The 17,678-nt window shown below is 62.3% G+C and carries 19 protein-coding genes; 17 read left to right on the forward strand and 2 right to left on the reverse strand.

All coding sequences use genetic code 11. The features are described from left to right. Nucleotides 1-16 precede the first annotated feature (16 nt). The 6 genes from ndk (at nucleotide 17) to proB (ending at nucleotide 7,891) form a co-directional block, all read left to right on the forward strand. Nucleotides 17-436: a nucleoside-diphosphate kinase gene (ndk, locus tag V2B23_RS22710; RefSeq protein ID WP_430952392.1), complete on the forward strand. Its 420-nt coding sequence runs from the start codon at nucleotides 17-19 to the stop codon at nucleotides 434-436. A gap of 452 nt (nucleotides 437-888) precedes the next feature. Beyond that, nucleotides 889-4,140, forward strand: coding sequence for a translation initiation factor IF-2 N-terminal domain-containing protein (locus tag V2B23_RS22715; RefSeq protein ID WP_430952393.1), 3,252 nt, complete (start codon nucleotides 889-891; stop codon nucleotides 4,138-4,140). Between the two features lie 322 nt (nucleotides 4,141-4,462). Further along, nucleotides 4,463-4,774, forward strand: a complete 312-nt coding sequence (gene rplU / locus V2B23_RS22720; protein ID WP_033232889.1) for a 50S ribosomal protein L21 — start codon at nucleotides 4,463-4,465, stop codon at nucleotides 4,772-4,774. Nucleotides 4,775-4,817: 43 nt separating this feature from the next. Then, nucleotides 4,818-5,087, forward strand: a complete 270-nt coding sequence (rpmA, locus tag V2B23_RS22725) for a 50S ribosomal protein L27 (protein ID WP_003944532.1) — start codon at nucleotides 4,818-4,820, stop codon at nucleotides 5,085-5,087. A 215-nt stretch (nucleotides 5,088-5,302) separates the two neighbouring features. Beyond that, on the forward strand, nucleotides 5,303-6,754 hold the full coding sequence (obgE, locus tag V2B23_RS22730) for a GTPase ObgE (protein WP_430952394.1): 1,452 nt from the start codon (nucleotides 5,303-5,305) through the stop codon (nucleotides 6,752-6,754). Between the two features lie 33 nt (nucleotides 6,755-6,787). Continuing rightward, nucleotides 6,788-7,891 carry a glutamate 5-kinase gene (proB, locus tag V2B23_RS22735; protein WP_430952395.1) on the forward strand — a complete coding sequence of 368 codons (1,104 nt, stop codon included), beginning with the start codon at nucleotides 6,788-6,790 and terminating at the stop codon, nucleotides 7,889-7,891. Here proB and V2B23_RS22740 read toward each other — a convergent pair. Then, on the reverse strand, nucleotides 7,864-8,721 hold the full coding sequence (locus V2B23_RS22740) for an NAD-dependent protein deacetylase (RefSeq protein WP_430952396.1): 858 nt from the start codon (nucleotides 8,719-8,721) through the stop codon (nucleotides 7,864-7,866). The two genes, proB and V2B23_RS22740, sit on opposite strands and share 28 nt — an antisense overlap. 99 nt (nucleotides 8,722-8,820) lie before the next feature. Here V2B23_RS22740 and V2B23_RS22745 point away from each other — a divergent pair, with 99 nt between their 5' ends. After that, nucleotides 8,821-9,537 (forward strand): SDR family oxidoreductase, encoded by a 717-nt coding sequence (locus tag V2B23_RS22745; protein WP_430952397.1) that lies wholly within the window; start codon nucleotides 8,821-8,823, stop codon nucleotides 9,535-9,537. A 392-nt stretch (nucleotides 9,538-9,929) separates the two neighbouring features. Here V2B23_RS22745 and V2B23_RS22750 read toward each other — a convergent pair whose 3' ends face one another. After that, entirely contained in the window at nucleotides 9,930-10,631 is a 702-nt protein-coding gene (locus V2B23_RS22750; protein WP_430952398.1) for a GntR family transcriptional regulator, read from the reverse strand. Nucleotides 10,632-10,836: 205 nt separating this feature from the next. Between V2B23_RS22750 and V2B23_RS22755 the strand changes: the two genes are divergently transcribed. The 10 genes from V2B23_RS22755 to V2B23_RS22800 all read left to right on the forward strand — a co-directional run bounded on the left by V2B23_RS22755 (nucleotide 10,837) and on the right by V2B23_RS22800 (nucleotide 17,659). After that, nucleotides 10,837-11,679 (forward strand): alpha/beta fold hydrolase, encoded by an 843-nt coding sequence (locus V2B23_RS22755; RefSeq protein WP_430952399.1) that lies wholly within the window; start codon nucleotides 10,837-10,839, stop codon nucleotides 11,677-11,679. Further along, nucleotides 11,676-12,959: an aromatic ring-hydroxylating dioxygenase subunit alpha gene (locus V2B23_RS22760; RefSeq protein ID WP_430952400.1), complete on the forward strand. Its 1,284-nt coding sequence runs from the start codon at nucleotides 11,676-11,678 to the stop codon at nucleotides 12,957-12,959. Before V2B23_RS22755 ends, V2B23_RS22760 begins: the two co-directional genes overlap by 4 nt. 1 nt (nucleotide 12,960) lies before the next feature. Continuing rightward, nucleotides 12,961-13,470 (forward strand): aromatic-ring-hydroxylating dioxygenase subunit beta, encoded by a 510-nt coding sequence (locus tag V2B23_RS22765; protein ID WP_430952401.1) that lies wholly within the window; start codon nucleotides 12,961-12,963, stop codon nucleotides 13,468-13,470. After that, entirely contained in the window at nucleotides 13,457-13,684 is a 228-nt protein-coding gene (locus V2B23_RS22770) for a hypothetical protein (protein ID WP_430952402.1), read from the forward strand. The genes V2B23_RS22765 and V2B23_RS22770 overlap by 14 nt, the downstream gene beginning before the upstream one ends. A 3-nt stretch (nucleotides 13,685-13,687) precedes the next feature. Continuing rightward, nucleotides 13,688-13,882 carry a ferredoxin gene (locus V2B23_RS22775; RefSeq protein ID WP_430952403.1) on the forward strand — a complete coding sequence of 65 codons (195 nt, stop codon included), beginning with the start codon at nucleotides 13,688-13,690 and terminating at the stop codon, nucleotides 13,880-13,882. Nucleotides 13,883-13,886: 4 nt separating this feature from the next. Further along, nucleotides 13,887-15,071 (forward strand): NAD(P)/FAD-dependent oxidoreductase, encoded by a 1,185-nt coding sequence (locus V2B23_RS22780; protein WP_430952404.1) that lies wholly within the window; start codon nucleotides 13,887-13,889, stop codon nucleotides 15,069-15,071. Between the two features lie 38 nt (nucleotides 15,072-15,109). Next, nucleotides 15,110-15,463, forward strand: coding sequence for a hypothetical protein (locus tag V2B23_RS22785; RefSeq protein WP_430952405.1), 354 nt, complete (start codon nucleotides 15,110-15,112; stop codon nucleotides 15,461-15,463). A 2-nt stretch (nucleotides 15,464-15,465) separates the two neighbouring features. Continuing rightward, nucleotides 15,466-16,368 carry a VOC family protein gene (locus tag V2B23_RS22790; RefSeq protein ID WP_430952406.1) on the forward strand — a complete coding sequence of 301 codons (903 nt, stop codon included), beginning with the start codon at nucleotides 15,466-15,468 and terminating at the stop codon, nucleotides 16,366-16,368. Nucleotides 16,369-16,433: 65 nt separating this feature from the next. After that, nucleotides 16,434-16,856 (forward strand): cupin domain-containing protein, encoded by a 423-nt coding sequence (locus V2B23_RS22795; protein WP_430952407.1) that lies wholly within the window; start codon nucleotides 16,434-16,436, stop codon nucleotides 16,854-16,856. Then, on the forward strand, nucleotides 16,856-17,659 hold the full coding sequence (locus V2B23_RS22800; protein WP_430952408.1) for an SDR family NAD(P)-dependent oxidoreductase: 804 nt from the start codon (nucleotides 16,856-16,858) through the stop codon (nucleotides 17,657-17,659). Before V2B23_RS22795 ends, V2B23_RS22800 begins: the two co-directional genes overlap by 1 nt. The last annotated feature ends 19 nt before the right edge of the window (nucleotides 17,660-17,678 follow it).

A 17,678-nucleotide genomic window follows, 5' to 3' on the forward strand; every position in this document is an offset into this window, starting at 1 on the left:
ATTTAGGCTGGCCGACGTGACTGAGCGCACCCTCGTACTGATCAAGCCCGACGCCGTTGCCCGTGGATACGTGGGAGAAATCCTGAGTCGTATCGAGCGCAAAGGCCTGACCATCGCAGCACTCGACTTCCGCACCGCTTCCGAAGACGTGGCTGGTAGCCACTACGCGGAGCACGCCGAGCGTCCGTTCTACCCGAGCTTGTTGGAGTTCATCACCTCCGGTCCGTTGGTTGCCGCAGTGCTCGAAGGCCCTCGTGCCATCGCCGCATTCCGTCAGCTCGCCGGCGGTACCGACCCCGTCGAGAAGGCACTACCGGGAACGATTCGCGGCGACTTCGGTCTCGAATCGCAGCAGAACCTGGTGCACGGTAGCGATTCCGTCGAATCTGCCGAGCGCGAGATTGCGCTGTGGTTCCCGGCTCTGTCGTCCATCTGACTCTTCGACGCGTTTCCCCGAGCAGTACTTGTCCCACATTGGTGCGCCCTTGCAAGTGACGGGCGCATCGATGTGGGATACTGCTATTGGTTGAAGCGCAATTTTTGTTCTACGTGTATTCAACCGGATGACACCCAAGTTTCGATGTGACACCAGGTTCGACGTGACATTGCGCTCGATGCCCTTTCATCGCTGCTATCGGTCAACAGGAAATCCCTGGACCTTTGCACGCTGGATGATCAGGCGCTCGGGCCACGGACCTCACGGACAACAGCCATCCAGCCAGGCACTTCATGCGTACGTAGTGAATAACGGGCACTACGGGCCATGCGGAGCGAGACCTTACAATCTCGCACTCACTTCTGAGTGCGAGTACACACAGCGCGCCCCTGCGTGGCCGCGTGACAACTCGATTGCAGAGTTGGACGCGCCCGGGGGCTGAGGAGACTTACGTGGCCGATCAAGCCCCAACAGATTCAGAATCGAACGAAACCCCGGTCTTTCCGGACAAGATGCGCGTACATGCGCTGGCTAAGTTGCTGGGAATCACCAGCAAGCAGGTCCTCGCGGAGGCTTCTGCTCTCGGAACCGAGATTCGCAGCGCTCAATCGAGCGTGCACCGTGATGTCGCCGAGCGGATCCATGCGTCTCTGCATGCTGTTGCCGATGCCATCGAGCCGGTAGCTGCAGAACTCGACGCTCTGATCGACCCCGTTGTCGAGAAGCCTGTCGAGAAGCCTGTCGAGGCGCCTGAGGCTCCGCCCGTTGCGGAAAAGCCGGCCCGTGCGCGTCGTTCACGCAAGAAGGTTGTCGCAGAAGAGCCGGCTGTGGTTGAGCCCGCTGTGGTCGAGCCCGCTGTAGTCGACCCCGCTGTTGCCGAGATCGCCGCAGATCTTGATGCGGCTGCGGCGTTGCAGGTTAACGAGCGCGAGCAGTCTGATCTCTTCACGTCGTTCGAAGCAGCGCAGACTCACGCACCCGAAGCGGAGCAGGCTCCGGCCCAGGTCCCGCTCTTCCTGCAGCCTGACATGGAAGCGGTCGAGGTTGCGCCGCGTCGTCGCCGGGCTCGTCGTGAACCGGCAGCACCGGTGGTCGAGGAGAAGTCGAGCGCACCGGTCGAGGCCGAGAGCGCACCGGCCGAAACAGCCGCAGTCGAAACATCGGTAGTCGAAGCAGGTGCAGTCGAAGCAGGTACAGCCGAAACCAGGCAGACCCCGGAGACCGTCACCGCACCGCAGGCCGAAGGCGAGAACGCCGAGGCTGAATCCGACGAGGAAGACGACGACCAGCCGCGGCGTCGCCGCCGTGGACGCCGTGGCCGTGGGCGTGGGCGCGGTGAGCAGGCGGGCGAACAGAACGAGGACGAGTCCGAATCGGACGAATCGACCTCCGAGTCGGCTCCTGATACCGCCAAGAGCACGTCGACGGACGTCGCGGCCAAGTCCGAAGAAGCCGAGAGCGACGCCGAGTCCGAGAGCAGCGAAGATTCCGACCTCGATGCGGACGGCAACAACCGTCGTCGCCGTCGTCGCCGTCGTCGCAAGACCGGCTCCGACAGCGGCGCCGACGCCACCACGACGTCCGAGGACGACCCGCCGAACACGGTTGTTCACGAGCGTGAACCGCGCAGCAAGACGCGTGTCGTGCGCGACGAAGTTCAGGGAATCAGTGGTTCCACGCGACTCGAGGCAAAGCGTCAGCGTCGCCGCGACGGACGTGATGCCGGACGTCGTCGTCCGCCGATCCTGACCGAGTCCGAGTTCCTGGCCCGTCGCGAGGCCGTTGATCGCGTAATGGTCGTGCGCGACCGCGCCGACAGTGGTCAGCCGCATGCAACGACGCAGGTCGCAGTTCTCGAAGACGGCGTCCTGGTCGAGCACTTCGTCACCAACTCGGCCGCCGCGTCGATGGTGGGCAACGTGTACTTGGGCCGCGTCCAGAACGTGCTGCCCAGCATGGAAGCTGCATTCATCGACATCGGACGCGGACGCAACGGTGTCCTGTACGCCGGTGAGGTCAACTGGGAAGCTGCCGGTCTCGGTGGCAATTCCCGCAAGATCGAGCAGGCTCTCAAGCCGGGCGACCAGGTACTGGTGCAGGTCAGCAAGGATCCGGTCGGACACAAGGGTGCCCGTCTGACAACGCAGATCTCCCTGGCCGGACGTTTCCTTGTCTACGTGCCCGGCGGTTCGTCCACCGGTATCAGCCGCAAGTTGCCCGACACCGAGCGCAAGCGCCTCAAGGAAATCCTGCGCGACATCGTTCCGGCCGACGCCGGCGTGATCATCCGCACCGCGTCCGAAGGTGTCAGCGAAGAGGAGTTGGCGCGCGACGTCACTCGTCTGCAGGCTCAGTGGGCCGGAATCGAAGAGCAGGCCGCCGCGGCGGACTCCGGGAAGTCGGGCAGCCCGCAGGCGCTGTACGAAGAGCCGGACATGCTGGTCAAGGTTATTCGTGACCTGTTCAACGAGGACTTCACCAAGCTGGTCATCGAGGGCGACAAAGCTCACGGCACGGTGGAGAACTACATCAACTCCGTCGCGCCGGATCTTCTGCCGCGCCTCGAGAAGTACACGCCGAACAACGGCATCGACATTTTCCAGGCCCGTCGCATCGACGAGCAGTTGGCCAAGGCTCTCGATCGCAAGGTGTGGCTGCCGTCCGGCGGCACGCTGGTGATCGACCGCACCGAGGCCATGACTGTTGTCGACGTCAACACCGGCAAGTTCACCGGTGCCGGCGGCAACCTCGAAGAGACCGTGACGCGCAACAACCTCGAAGCTGCCGAGGAGATCGTTCGTCAGATGCGCTTGCGCGACATCGGCGGCATGATCGTCGTCGACTTCATCGACATGGTTCTCGAATCGAATCGCGATCTCGTTCTGCGTCGACTGACCGAATGCCTGGGCCGTGATCGCACGCGTCATCAGGTTTCCGAGGTCACGTCGCTCGGTTTGGTCCAGATGACCCGTAAGAAGTTGGGCACCGGACTGGTCGAGGCGTTCTCGACAACATGTGAGCACTGCCACGGTCGCGGCATCATCGTGCATTCGGAACCGGTCGAGATGAAGACCGCTGACGACGGCGGTGCGCGGTCCTCGCAGCAGCGCAGCGAGTCCGGAAGCTCACGCAAGAACAAGCGTGGCCGCTCGGACAAGCCGGCCGCCACAGAGTCCAACGGACACGAAGCGCCGACGCCGGAGGTTCCGGCAGTCGACGCGACAGTCAAGCGGGCACACCCCGTGGCGTTGGCGATGGCTGCCCATCACGACGAGCACAGTCATGACGAGCACAGTCATGACGAGGCGAGCGCTGTGCCTGCGGAGGTGGATGCATCCAAAAGTGCCGAGCCGGCGCCGCTGGCATCGGATTCGTCCGCTGCCGATTCTGGCCGGGCTAGCGATGTTGTTGTGGATAGTGTTGGGGCGCAGGCAGATAGCAGCGGTGGTGACGCCGCGGCCGCTCCGCGGAGTCGTCGTCGCAGTCGCAGGGCGTCTCGGGCTGCGTCAGCGCCCAGTGTCGAGGCACCCGAGGTGGGCACGGTCTTTGTCATGCCGACGCCCGAACCTGTGGCGGAAGCCGTAGCGGAGCCTGTCGCTGCCGGCGCAGCGGCGCCGGTGGAAGACGATGTCGTTGTGGTCAAGAGGCCGCGTCGACGCCGAGCAGCAGCACGTCCGGCCGGTCCGCCGGTTGACGGCGAGTAAGAACTACCTCCTTTCGGAAATTGGCTTCGGTGCCCGACCCGCTGTGGCGGGCGCCGACGCCATGACCCGAAGTTTCTGCTGGTAGACGCAGTAAATGCAGGATCGCTTTACCCCTCGGCGGGGCGGTTTGACCATGACGGTTGCTTTCCCGTAACCTTGCATAGTCGCCACCCGGCGGTAGAGATTCCGTGTGCCTAGAGTGCGGGAATGTCCCGATGCGTCAGCATCGAGCCGAGGTGACATAAACCAGACCAGTCGCGATGCATTTGACGCCTCAGGCAGCAGCGCGAGCAAGTTCGAAGAAGCAAGGGGTAGCCCTCCGATGGCAACGTACGCGATCGTCAAGACCGGCGGAAAGCAGTACAAGGTCGCTGTTGGTGACCTCGTCAAGGTCGAGAAGATCGAGGGTGAGCCCGGCACTGCTGTCTCGCTTGCTCCCGTTCTCGTGGTTGACGGATCTGACCTGACCACCGACACGGCCAAGCTGGCCAAGGTCGCAGTCACCAGTGAGATCGTCGAGCACACCAAGGGCCCGAAGATCCGCATCCACAAGTTCAAGAACAAGACCGGTTACCACAAGCGTCAGGGCCACAGGCAGCCGCTTACGGTGCTCAAGGTCACGGGCATCAAGTAACCAAGTTCTTTCTAGCTAATTTCACCCGAGGAGGGTCAATAGCATGGCACATAAGAAGGGTGCATCCAGCTCCCGTAACGGTCGCGATTCAAACGCCCAGCGCCTCGGCGTGAAGCGCTTCGGCGGCCAGTCCGTCAGCGCAGGCGAAATCCTGGTTCGCCAGCGCGGCACGCACTTCCACCCCGGCGTCAACGTCGGCCGTGGCGGCGACGACACCCTGTTCGCTCTCGCTGCCGGTGCAGTCGAGTTCGGCCAGAAGCGTGGACGCAAGACCGTGAACATCGTTCCGGCCGTCGTTGCGGCTGAGGTCTAGTCTCTCTCGCTAGTTGTGCGTCACAGGTTCAACTGCTTTCAGTGATGCCGTGACGCGTTCCAAGCTCCCAATAGGGGCGGACCAGGGTTGAAATAACCCGGTCCGCCCCTATTGTTTGTTTAAGCAGTGCCTATTACCCCCCGAGCAACCCTGCTCACCAGAAGTTCAGCTCATCGCGTGAGACCCGCAATTGACTGAGGAAGGATCCGGCAGTCATGTCCCGATTCATTGACCGTGTTGTGCTGCACGTCAGCGCTGGAAAAGGCGGCAATGGTTGCGCCTCCGTACACCGCGAGAAGTTTAAACCGCTCGGCGGTCCGGACGGTGCGAACGGTGGACGCGGCGGCGACGTCGTTCTAGTCGTCGACGAGAACATCCACACTCTCCTCGACTTCCACTTCCATCCCAATGCGAAGGCCACCAACGGCAAGCAGGGTGCCGGCAGCAACCGTGAAGGTGCCAACGGCGAAGATCTCATCCTGAAGGTTCCGGACGGCACCGTTGTGCTCGACACAGACGGCAACGTCCTGGCCGACCTCGTCGGCGTGGGTAGCCGCTACGACGCCGCTCAAGGCGGACGTGGCGGACTCGGCAACGCGGCATTGGCCTCGAAGGCCCGCAAGGCCCCCGGCTTCGCGTTGCTCGGTGAAGACGGCGTCGAGCGTGATCTGGTTCTCGAACTCAAGTCGGTTGCCGACGTGGGTCTGCTCGGATTCCCCTCCGCCGGTAAGTCTTCACTGGTTTCCGTCCTCTCGGCGGCCAAGCCGAAGATCGCGGACTACCCGTTCACGACGCTGGTCCCCAACCTCGGTGTTGTCTCCAGTGGTGACACCACCTTCACCGTCGCCGACGTTCCCGGACTGATCCCGGGTGCCAGCGAAGGCCGCGGTTTGGGTCTGGACTTCCTGCGCCACATCGAACGCTGCGCCGTACTCGCGCACGTGATCGACTGCGCAACTCTCGATCCGGGACGCGACCCGATGTCCGACATCGATGCACTCGAAGCGGAACTGGCCGCGTACACGCCCGCGCTGTCCGGCGACTCGGGACTCGGTGACCTCGACAAGCGTCCGCGCGTTGTCATCCTCAACAAGGCGGACGTGCCTGAGGCTGCCGAGTTGGCCGAGATGGTCACCCCGGAAATCGAAGCCCGCGGATGGCCGGTATTCACGATTTCGGCCGTGAGCCGTGAAGGTTTGCGCCCGTTGACATTCGCGTTGGCGAAGATGGTGCGCGAATACCAGGAGGCTAACCCCAAGCCGGAGCCGAAGCGTCAGGTCATCAGGCCCATCAAGGTCAAGGATTCCAGCTTCACCATCGAGAAGGATCCCGATATTCCCGGTGGATTTGTCGTCCGCGGTACGCGTCCGGAGCGGTGGATTCGTCAGACGGCCTTCGACAACGACGAAGCCGTTGGCTACCTTGCCGACCGTCTCGCACGGTTGGGCGTCGAAGATGCACTGGTCAAGAAGGGCGCACAGCCTGGTGCCTCGGTCACGATCGGTGACGTCAGCTTCGAGTGGGAGCCGATGACTCCGGCCGGCATCGACTTGACCCGTACGGGCCGCGGGACCGATCCGCGACTCGATCAGGTCGAGCGCATCGGCGCCGACGAGCGTAAGCACGCTCGCCGCGTTCGCCGCGGCCTGCTCGACGAAGACAGCTAACACACGCGAAACCAGAAGCGAGGGAACGGGACTGTGCTCGGTTCCACCAGGGAGTCGATTGCGTCGGCTCACAGCATTGTCGTGAAGATCGGGTCGTCCGCACTGACCAGTTTGGTTGCGGGCCTCGATACCCATCGGCTGGATCTGTTGGCCGACGCTATCGAAGCCCGCATGCGTGCGGGTTCGGACGTTGTTGTGGTGTCCTCCGGTGCCGTGGGTGCCGGATTGGCTCCGTTGGGACTCACCAAACGACCTCGCGACCTCGCAACAAAGCAGGCGGCAGCCAGCGTCGGACAATTGGCGCTGGCTCACGCGTGGGGTACGTCCTTTGCGCGGTACGGGCGAACGGTGGGGCAGGTTCTGCTCACAGCTGACGACATCGCTCGGCGGACGCAACACCGCAACGCTCAGCGCACCCTCGATCGACTTCGGGCATTGCACGCGGTGGCGATCGTGAACGAAAACGACACTGTCGCAACAACAGAACTTCGTTTCGGTGACAATGATCGACTGGCCGCATTGGTGGCTCACCTCGTAGGCGCAGACGCGCTGATTCTCCTCTCGGATGTCGACGGTCTGTACGACGGTGATCCCCGGAAGGGCAATGCCACACTGATTCCCGAAGTCAACAGCCCCGAGGATCTTGACGGCGTGGTGGCAGGTTCGGGTGGCGCCCTGGGTACGGGCGGTATGGCGTCCAAGCTCTCCGCTGCTCGTTTGGCCGCCGATTCCGGTGTGCCCGTTCTGCTTGCCGCTGCCTCCGATGCGGCTGCTGCCTTGAGCGGCGCCGAGGTGGGAACCGCGTTTGCCGCGCGGCCCACCAGGCTCTCTGCCCGCCGGTTCTGGGTGCGTCATGCCGCAGATACGCAGGGCGATGTGCATCTCGACGAAGGCGCCGTTCGGGCGGTCGTCACAAAGCGTCGTAGCCTGCTGTCCGCCGGAATCGTCGGTGTCTCAGGCGATTTCCATGCCGGCGACGTGGTGTCGTTGATGGGTCCGGGGGAGAAGCCAGTCGCCCGTGGTGTTGTTGCGTTCGATGCCTCCGAGATCGAGGAAATCCTCGGACGCTCCACCGCGGACCTGCCGGCGGAGATGCAGCGTCCGGTTGTTCACGCCGATGACTTGGTCGCGTTGTAGCGCTCACGTGCCGCGAGAGCGGAAAGTGCTTCGGTGCAACCGATATCGAGTTTGAGGGCGGCGAATTCGTCGCCGCGGGTGAGTCCACGATTGACTATCGCAACGGGCTTACCCGCCTTTGCGGCGTAGCGCACGAATCGTAGTCCCGACATGACAGTCAACGACGAACCGGCGACCAGTACCGCGTCGGCTTCGTCGACCAGGCTGAACGCGCGGGCAACTCGTTCCTTGGGAACGGACTCACCGAAGTACACGATGTCGGGCTTGAGAATTCCGCCGCACGCGCCGCAGTCGACAACGCGGAAATGCGCGGTCGATTCGATGACCGCATCTGCGTCCGGCGCTATCTCGACTCCCTTTGCCGCAGCAACAGTTTCGGCGAATCCGGGGTTGGCTGCCTCGAGTTGTTCGGCCAGCGTTGTCCGCGAGATCAAACGCTGACAATTCAGGCACCGAACCTGTGCGTACGTGCCGTGCAGGTCGATGACATTGCGGGCTCCGGCTTTGGTGTGCAGGAGGTCGACATTCTGAGTGATGACTCCGACGGCCCGGCCACTGCGCTCGAGTGCGGCAACGGCCCGGTGGCCTTGATTGGGACGTGAACTGTCCATGTATCGCCAGCCGATGTGGTTGCGCGCCCAGTAGTGGCGCCGGAACGCGGAGTCGCCGATGAACTGCTGGAAAGTCATCGGATTGCGCGGGGGTGAATCGGGTCCGCGGTAGTCGGGGATTCCGGAGTCGGTGGAGATGCCGGCGCCCGTCAGAATTGCGAGTCGCCGCGCGGACAGCAGCTCGGTAAGGGCGTCGAAGCGGCTGTCAGTGGTTGGCACCATTCCAGGATAGGCCGTCGGCGTCTTCCTTCACGGACCGGCGGTTGCGTCAAATCTCGATGGGTTGCCGCTAGTACACAATATAAGTATTCTAGAGTCATGGACTTGGGTATTTCAGATCGGGTGGCATTGGTTACTGCGGCCTCGCGAGGACTTGGCAGGGCGGCAGCGATGGCTCTGGCGGCCGAGGGAGTGCGCCTCGTCGTCAATGCACGTTCAGCTGACCAGTTGACGCAATTGCGCGATGAGGTTGACGTGGAAGTCGAGATTGTCGTAGGTGACATGAATGACGAACACTTGCCAGAGTTGCTCGTCAACCGTGCACTCGAGCGCTTTGGGCGGCTCGACATTGTTGTGTCCAACAATGCAGGACCCGCACCGGGCGGAGCCTTCGATGTCACAGATCAGCAGATCCTCGATTCGCTGACAGCCAACACTCTGTCGGCGATCCGCCTGGTGCGTGCTGCTCGACCTGTCATGGTCAGGCAGCAGTGGGGGCGCGTCTGCCTGATCGCATCCGGCTCGGCTCGTCAGCCCATGGACAACTTGGCGCTGTCAAACGTGTCGCGTCCCGCACTGTGGGGGTGGGCCAAGACCGCTGCGAACGAGCTCACTGCGTCGGGGGTCACGCTCAACCTTGTCTGCCCCGGAGCACATTCCACGGAGCGGTTGATCGAGCTCGGCGGTCAGGACCGCTCCTACGTTGGTCATCCGGACGACTTCGGGCGGATTGTTGCATTCCTGTGTTCCGCGTACACCTCGTACCTGACCGGGACTGCTGTCATCGTTGACGGCGGACGTGTCCAGGGGCTGTAGACCAATCTGTATGAGCTGGTGCCATTGCGGCGGAATCTGAATCAGTCTGATGGGCTGCAGTTTCTGGGACCTGAGCTTTTCAGCAAGACGTCCGGACCAGGTTTGATCCTGGGTAGATGAGGGACGGACGTCACTGTGGAAACGAGGAAGTATCCGCCGGAGCTGCGAGAGCGCGTGGTCTGTTGTTCCGTTAGAGCGTATTGCGCACGGCGAGTGCGCTTTTCGCGTCCGAGATCGTCACGACCCGGAAGTCATGAGTCTCATCGGCGCTCATGACTTCCGGGTCGTTCTCGTACAATCGCTATGCCGAAGAAGTCCTCCGAACATCTGAGCCGCACAACCAGTTGGCACTGCCTCGACTCGAGGGAGGCAGGCGATGTCTCTACACGAGGTCACCTGTCGAGTGGCTTGATTATCGGGCCTGCGCTGACATGGGCCCTGATCGCTTCTCGGAACGTGTCGTGCGCGGCCTTGATGTGCTCAGACATCAATCGGGCGGCCTCGTCAGGGTTGCCTTGTGTGATCTCGAAGACGATCTGGTCGTGCTCGGCGACTCTTTGTGCCGTTTCCGAGTGCGGAATCGAGACGCCGGCAGTAACTGCCGCCATGACACTGCGCAGACCTTCGAGGATCTTCCGGGTGCGAGGCAACCCAGCACGTTCCGCAGCCAACAAGTGGAACTCCTCGTCGAGCGCGAACATCGACTTGCCATCGCTATCCGCGTCTTGGCGTCGAATCACATCAGTCAGCGCGGCGAGGTCGTGTGAGTTGTGATTGCTGGCGAGGGTTCGTGCCACCAGTACTTCCAGTTGTTCACGTAGGGCGCCGATCTCGTCGACCTCGGCCTCGGTGAACTCGCGCAACCGGTAACCGCGCCGGTGGGCCGCGATCACTACCCCTTCGCGCTCGAGTGCCTTGAGTGCCTCTCGCACTGGAGTCCTGGACACTCCGAGCATCTCAGCGAATTCAGTCTCCGAGTAGAAGCGCCCTGGGCTGATACCGCCGTCCCGCAGCGCATGCCGCAGTGCCTGGTAGACCTTGTGTCCGAGGTAGTCCTCGTTTTCGATCATGTCTTCATTGCCTATGCGAGCCATCGAGCCCCCCCTTTGTGAAGCAAACTACGTCGACTAAGACACTACGTCAGTATACAAGGAGTTCGGTCGGCCTGAAGCGCGAGTGGCATCCCTGTGTGGGGAGATTTGCCGCTGTTGATCCGTCCTCGGGTTTCATCCATTGCAGAACACAAACGTAGTATGCTAGCGTGACGTACATAACAATTGCTGTTCAGTGGAGGTAGTGATGGTGGTCAAACCGGCCGTGCTGCCAGACCCTGCGCTGTACACCCTTCCGGGTGGGGCTCGGGTCGGCGCGCGAACCAAGGGGTGCGGCCGCGCGGTCCTGTTGCTCCACGGTGTCGGGTCTGCGAGTGCGTCGTTTCGAGCCCAGTTCGAGACTTTCGATCACGAATTCGAACTGATTGCATGGGATGCTTTCGGATACGGAGATTCCAGCGACCCGGCAGCCGAGCCGTGCCTTGACGACTACGCGGATGCGGCTGCGGCCCTGCTCGACGCGCGCGGTCACGAGGATGCCCACGTGGTTGGCGTCTCGTGGGGTGGTCTTGTGGCTACCAGGCTGGCAATGCGTCATCCAAAGCGCGTTCGCACGCTCGCATTGGTGTCATCGACGTATGGCCGGAAGAACAATGCGGCGGTCCGTGAGGGGTTTGACTCGCGCATCGCGGCGCTTGAACGCGACGGCATTCGCCTGTGGGCACAAACTCGCGTTGACCGGCAAGTGTCGCAGCACGCATCGTCGGAGCTGCGGCGACGCATCGTCGAAACCGCGGTCGCATCAGTCCGATTGGCCGGCTTCACTGCAGCGACTCGCACACTGGCCGATACCGATCACCGTTCTGCGCTCGATGCCGTCCAGGCTTCGACGATCGTGTTGTGCGGCGACCAGGACGACATCACCGGGCCGGCGGAGAGTCGGGTTTTAGCCGATGGCATCCCTGGAGCGGAGTTCTTGCTGGTACCGGGCGGCGGCCACCTTCTAAACCAGGACAAATCCGGTGTCGTGAACGCTGCACTGAATCGACACTGGCACCTTTTCGACAGTCATGGAGTGGAATTGATATGACAAGTACACCTGAGGGACGACGCGATGCCACGCCTGGATCGTATGTCCGTAGCGATGGGAGCGAGGTCGGGATTGCGGCGTTCCACGACGAGGACGTGTACCGGGCAGAACTGGAGAAGATATTCGCCAAGTGCTGGTTGTTCCTTGGCCACGAGACCCAGTTGCGCAGCTCAGGCGACTACATCTCGACCAGGATGGGCGAGGACGAGGTAGTCGTTACGCGCAATTCAGAAGGCAAAGTCCGCGCGTTCCTCAACAGTTGTCGTCACCGCGGCCCCAAGCTGTGTCGTGCAGACCAGGGAAACTCGTTGGCTCTTCGTTGCCCCTACCACGGCTGGACCTACGATCTCGACGGCAACCTCATCGGTGTTCCCCGATTGCGGACGGCGTACCACGGTGAGCTGGACCGCAGTTCGATCAAGCTGATCGAAGTGGCGAAGCTCGACACTGTGCACGGGCTCATCTTCGCGACCTGGGATCCGGACGCGCCGTCGCTGCAAGATTACTTGGGTGACTTCATGCCGTACATGGATCTCATGTTGGGGCGGTCCGACGCGGGTTTCGAAGCTATCGGCGGGGTACACAAGTGGACCATCGAGACAAATTGGAAGATTCCGGCGGAGAACTTCTCTGGCGACCAGTATCACCTGTCGTCCACCCATGCATCGAGTGTCGAAGTGGGCCTGCGTAATCGGGTGACCGAGTACGGGCACACCATTCATGTCGAGGGTGGGCACGGATTTACCCGCGAGAAGGGGGGTGCGCAGCAAGGTACCGAGGCTGTCACTGCGTATACCGAGTATCTCGGCAAGGTACAGGAACGGATCGGCGAGAATAAGCCGGAACTTGTGGAGTTCGTCCCCGTTGGTGTCGGTTCGATCTTTCCGAACCTCTCGTTCATGGACAGTATGCGGTTCCTCACCCTTCGCCAATGGCAGCCTGTGGGCCCTCACCGTATCGACGTCAACTCCTGGTGCTTGATTGACAGCTCGTTGCCGGAGGACCTCAAGCAAGCGGCCATGCGGCAGTACATCTTGTCCTTCGGGCCCAGTGGAATGTTCGAGCAGGACGACGGCGAGATCTGGAACTCGATAAGCGAGGCGACCAGAGGGGTTGTCGCCCAGCGCCACTCGTTCAACTACACGATGGGGCTGGGGCACGAGGTACAGGTGAAGGAACGGACCGGGGCCGAGCTGCCGGGAGTGATGGGCGAGGCATTCATTACCGAGGCCAATCAACGGTCCTTCTACCGTCGCTGGCGCCAGCTGATGGAGCAGTGACATGAGCAACGCAATCCTTCCTGACCAGCTGTGGCCGGTGATCGAAAGCATCTACCGACACGAGATCCGGATACTGCAGCGCGCTGACTACCAGGACTGGCTGTCGTTCTTCGCGCCGGATTTCCGCTACCGGATGCCGGTGGTCAGAAGTACCGATTCGCGAGCGGCGATGGTGGCTGCCCCCGGTGAGCTCGGCTACTACGACGAGAACCGAGAGACGATGGAGCTGCGGGTGAAGAAGCTGGCCAGTAGCAATGCATGGAGCGAGGTGCCGCCTTCTCGGCTGCGCTACTTCGTGCAACTGCTCGACCTGTCCGTCGACAACTCCGAGATCGTGGCCATCAGTAACGTCCTTGTCTTCCGGGCTCGGAACGAATCGCAGGAAAACCGCTACTACGGCGAACGCACCGACCGGTTCGTCGAGGTAGACGGGCAATGGAAGATTGCTGAACGCACGGTCGTGCTCGACCAGGTTCGGCTGGCTGCCGAGAACCTCAATGTCTTCCTCTGAAGATGCGGCGTGGCCTTCAGGCGCGGTGGAACTCCGCGATGCAGTCGGCCGCGTACTCGTACGCCTGGAGCACGACTCCGCTGCCAACGGCCAGCGGCTGAAGATCACGTCCGTGCTGACCGGCGAGGTTCAGTACGTCGACGCGCTGATGCTCGAGGCACTGACGTGGCTCCCCGACGAGCTGTTGTCAGCACGCGATGGAGAAGAGGAGTAGACCATGAAAGCACATATCGACCTGGAAAAATGCGACGGATACGCGAACTGCGTCCTCGAAGCCGACCGGGTCTTCGATATCGACGAAGGTACAGGGCAGGCGGTCCTCCTGATTCCGGTCATCAGGCCTGAGCTCGTTGACGAGATTCGCCGGGCGCAGGCCAGATGTCCGGTCCAGGCGATCGCACTGGAGGACTGAGCTGATGCGCATCGTCGTTGCCGGCGGCGGACTCGCCGGCGTCAGTGTCTGCCAGGAACTCCGTGCGCAGAAGTATCAAGGCGACATCGTCCTCCTCGATCAGGAGGCAACGCAGCCATACGATCGCCCCCCGCTCAGTAAGCAATTGCTGCAAGGACTGATAGAGCCGGAGGATATCCGGTTGCCAAACAGTGCCCGGCTCGCGGAACTAGGAGTGCACCATCGCCGGGGCGTCGTCGTCAGCAAACTTGGTGCAGATTCCGTCGTACTCGGCGGCGGCAACGAGCTGCGCTTCGACGGCCTGGTGATCGCGACCGGGTCGGCGCCCCGGCGGTTGCCGGGGCAGCCTGATCTGGGAGGGGTGCATACGTTACGCACACTCGACGATGCCATGGCCCTACGGCAGGATCTGCAATCAGCGAAGCATGTGGTTGTGGTCGGTGGCGGCTTCATAGGCTTGGAGGTTGCGGCTTCGGCGGTTGCCAAGGGCATTGAAGTGACAGTCGTCGAGCGGGGTGAAATGCCCTTGTCCGGCGCTATCGGGCCGGTAGCGGGAGGCTGGCTGACCAATCTGCATCGGTCGCACGGCGTGCGTTTCATTTGTTCCACGGGCGTCGAAAAGTTCTTTGCCGAAAACAACCGCGTGCACGAGATCAAGCTCGACGGCGGCGAGCGGTTACGTACCGATGTGGTGGTGATCGGTGTCGGCGCCGAGCCGGTGACCGGCTGGCTCACTGGGAGTTCGGTGCGCGTTGCCGACGGAGTCGTCTGCGACGAGGGGCTGCGAGCGGGGCCACGAATCTACGCGGCAGGCGATGTGGCCCGATGGGAGCATCCGCTGTTGGGCCCGATCCGGGCGGAGCACTGGTCGACCGCGGTTGACCATGCGCAAACTGTTGCGGCGAACTTGTCGTCGGAATTGGTCGGCGGACCATCCATGGTCCGGAGCGCGAACGAGATCCCGTACTTCTGGACCGATCAGTACAACGTGAAGCTGCAGGTCGTCGGCAGTGTGGCCGGCCATGATCGCGTTCATGTTGTCGACGATGGGCGTCGACGGGCGATTCTCTACGGTCGGGGGGAATCCTTGGTCGCAGCGCTCGCACTGAACCAGCCGGCTTTTGTTGCGCGTCACCGCAAAGCAATTGCGGCAGGCCTCAGTTGGGGCGACGCAGTTCGAAATGCCTAAGTATACCAAGAAAGAATACATAGAGAGCTGGGAAGTCGATGGAGCACTACGGTAACGAACCCTCGCAGTCACGAGTGCTGATCGGCAATGAGTTCGCGATTGTCGTGCTCGAGGTGGAGCCCGGACCGGCCGGAGATCAGCTGAAGATCACCTCGACCCGCACAGGATGGACCCGAACATTGCCACCGGAGTTCGTCGAGAAACTGAGCCGGATGCCGGTCAGTTCTTATCTGTCGGCGCTCGAGACCCCGTTCGGTCCTGAGTCCGAACTGGCCTACAAGCCGGGGTTTCCCACGGTTAGCAAGAGCACGGTTAGCAAGAGCACGGAAAGCAAGAGCACGGTTAGCAAGAGCGCTGTGTTCAAGAACACTGTTATCAAGAGAGAAGAGTGAGCATGGCGCTTCAGAAACTGGTCTGGGCGGAGCTGGCGGTGACCGACATCGACCAGGCGCTCGAGTTCAATGTCGACGTCCTGGGACTGCGGGAGGTGGGGAGAGAGGGCCGGAAGGTCTATCTCAGCTGTGATATCGACGATCCACACGCGCAGCTGGTACTGACCGACGGCGGGACCGGGGTGAATTCGTTCGCTCTCGGTGTCGATTCCGAGAGCGAGTTGGAACAGTTCGAGTCGAGGCTTGCCGCGATCGGCGTGAAGACCGAGCGGCGTAGCGACGCCGCACCGGAGCAGCCCACGATTGTGACGTTCCGGCTACCTACCGGGCAGGAAGTGGTGCTGCTGCCTCGTCCGGACAGGCCGCTGTATCGCCACCCGGGCTTCGACAAGAGCTCGCAGCGTCTCGGCGTGGGACCGGCCGATATCGACCACATCACCATTGCTTTCAGCACGGATTCCGAGGCACGTGCGATCGCGCACGTCCTGTCAGAGGGGCTCGGCTTCAAGATCTCCGATATCTTCCTCAACGCCGATGACGAATGGCAGGCGGCTTGGACCCGTGCAGGGGAGGTGCATCATGACGTCGGGCTGATCCGCTGTCAGCCGGGCGCCTCGCTCCACCACCTGGCTTGGACGGTGGACAACATGGAGCACCAGAAACGCGCCGCCGACACGTTGTCCAGCGCGGGGCACCTCCTGGAGACCGGCCCCGGCCGGCACGGAGTTGGTGGAAACCTCTACTCGTACTTGTGGACTCCGGGCGGCAATCGGTACGAGCTGTCCGCTGAGATGCCCCGGATCCTTGGTGACACCGCCGAGCCGAATGTTCGCAAGGCGGGCGAGTTCGACGCCTTCAGTGCCTGGGGTGCCATCCGGCCGGAATCGTTCACACACGGTTCCTGAGTCACGCCCGAAGTTCCGAGGCTTCATTCCGAATCCTCAATACACGTCAAGGAGCGTACCTGACAATGATTGTCGTTGATCACGAGAAGACCGAATGGGAAGAGTGGCGTCCCGGCGTCCGCTCACGTGCCTGGGCGACCGCCGCCAGCGGTGCGCGACAGGTCAGGATCGCAGAACAGATCCTCGAGCCTGGCAACGAGGCTCCGCCGCATTGGCACTACTTCGAAGAGAACATCACCGTAGTCGCCGGCCTCGGACGGTTCACTATCGACGGGGAAACCCGCGAAATCGGGCCCGGACATACGGTGATTGTGCCGAGCATGGCGGTACACGGATTTGCGAGCATCGGCGAAGAGTCCCTGCACATCATCGCGTCTATGGGGTGGCCTATCAACGAGATGAACTACGTCGCCCAGCCTGAAGCGGTCTACCGGGTTGGAGAAACAGTCGATTCCGGACGCCGGCGTCGTCTAACCGAGACAAGCTGATGTCTGCTGTGCCTGCCGGGCCAGGTCGACTCGACGGCATGGTCGCCCTGGTAACCGGCGCAGGCAGCGGGATCGGTGCGGGCGTGGTTCGCAGGTTCGTTCGCGAAGGTGCCCGCGTCGTCGCCATGGGGCGCGATGCCGGCAGGCTCGAGCGAAGTGTTGAGTCCCTGGGAGACAATGCGATTGCCGTCCCGGGTGATGTCACTGATCCGGACGACTGCCGACGGGCGGTTGAGGTGACTGTAGAACGCTTCGGCAAGCTCGATGTCCTCGTGCCGAATGCCGGCGTACACGATCGGGGCATCAAGATTGGCGACCTGACGGCTCAACAGCTCGATCAAGCATATGAACAGGTCTTCGGAGTCAATCTCAAGGGCGCTCTGATGATCGTGCACGCCGCGCTGGGCGAGCTCGTCCGGGCACGCGGATCCGTCATCTTCACCGGTTCGATCTCCAGCCTGGCGCCAGGTTTCGGAGGACCGCTCTATGTGTCTTCGAAACATGCGTTGCTCGGGCTTGCCAAACAACTCGCATACGACCTCGCCGGCCAGGTCCGCGTCAACACCGTGGCACTGGGTTACGTGCAGACCGAACTCGTTACGCCTCCAGTGCTGGGCGGAGGTGGAGCTCTCCCAGACCCCAGCGACGTCACCCATCGCTTGCCGACTGGCATCGCCCCCGTGCCCGACAACGTCACCGGCGTCTATGCCCTGCTGGCTTCGGACGCCGACGGTTCGGCGATCACCGGATCCGTGTTCTCAGTGGACTCGGGCCAGCTCCTGTGGGGCCGGTCCGGCGCCTGATCACCCGATATCTCTCACA

It is taken from the genome of Rhodococcus sp. 24CO (assembly GCF_050586165.1).
In the GTDB taxonomy this organism is placed as follows: domain Bacteria; phylum Actinomycetota; class Actinomycetes; order Mycobacteriales; family Mycobacteriaceae; genus Rhodococcus_F.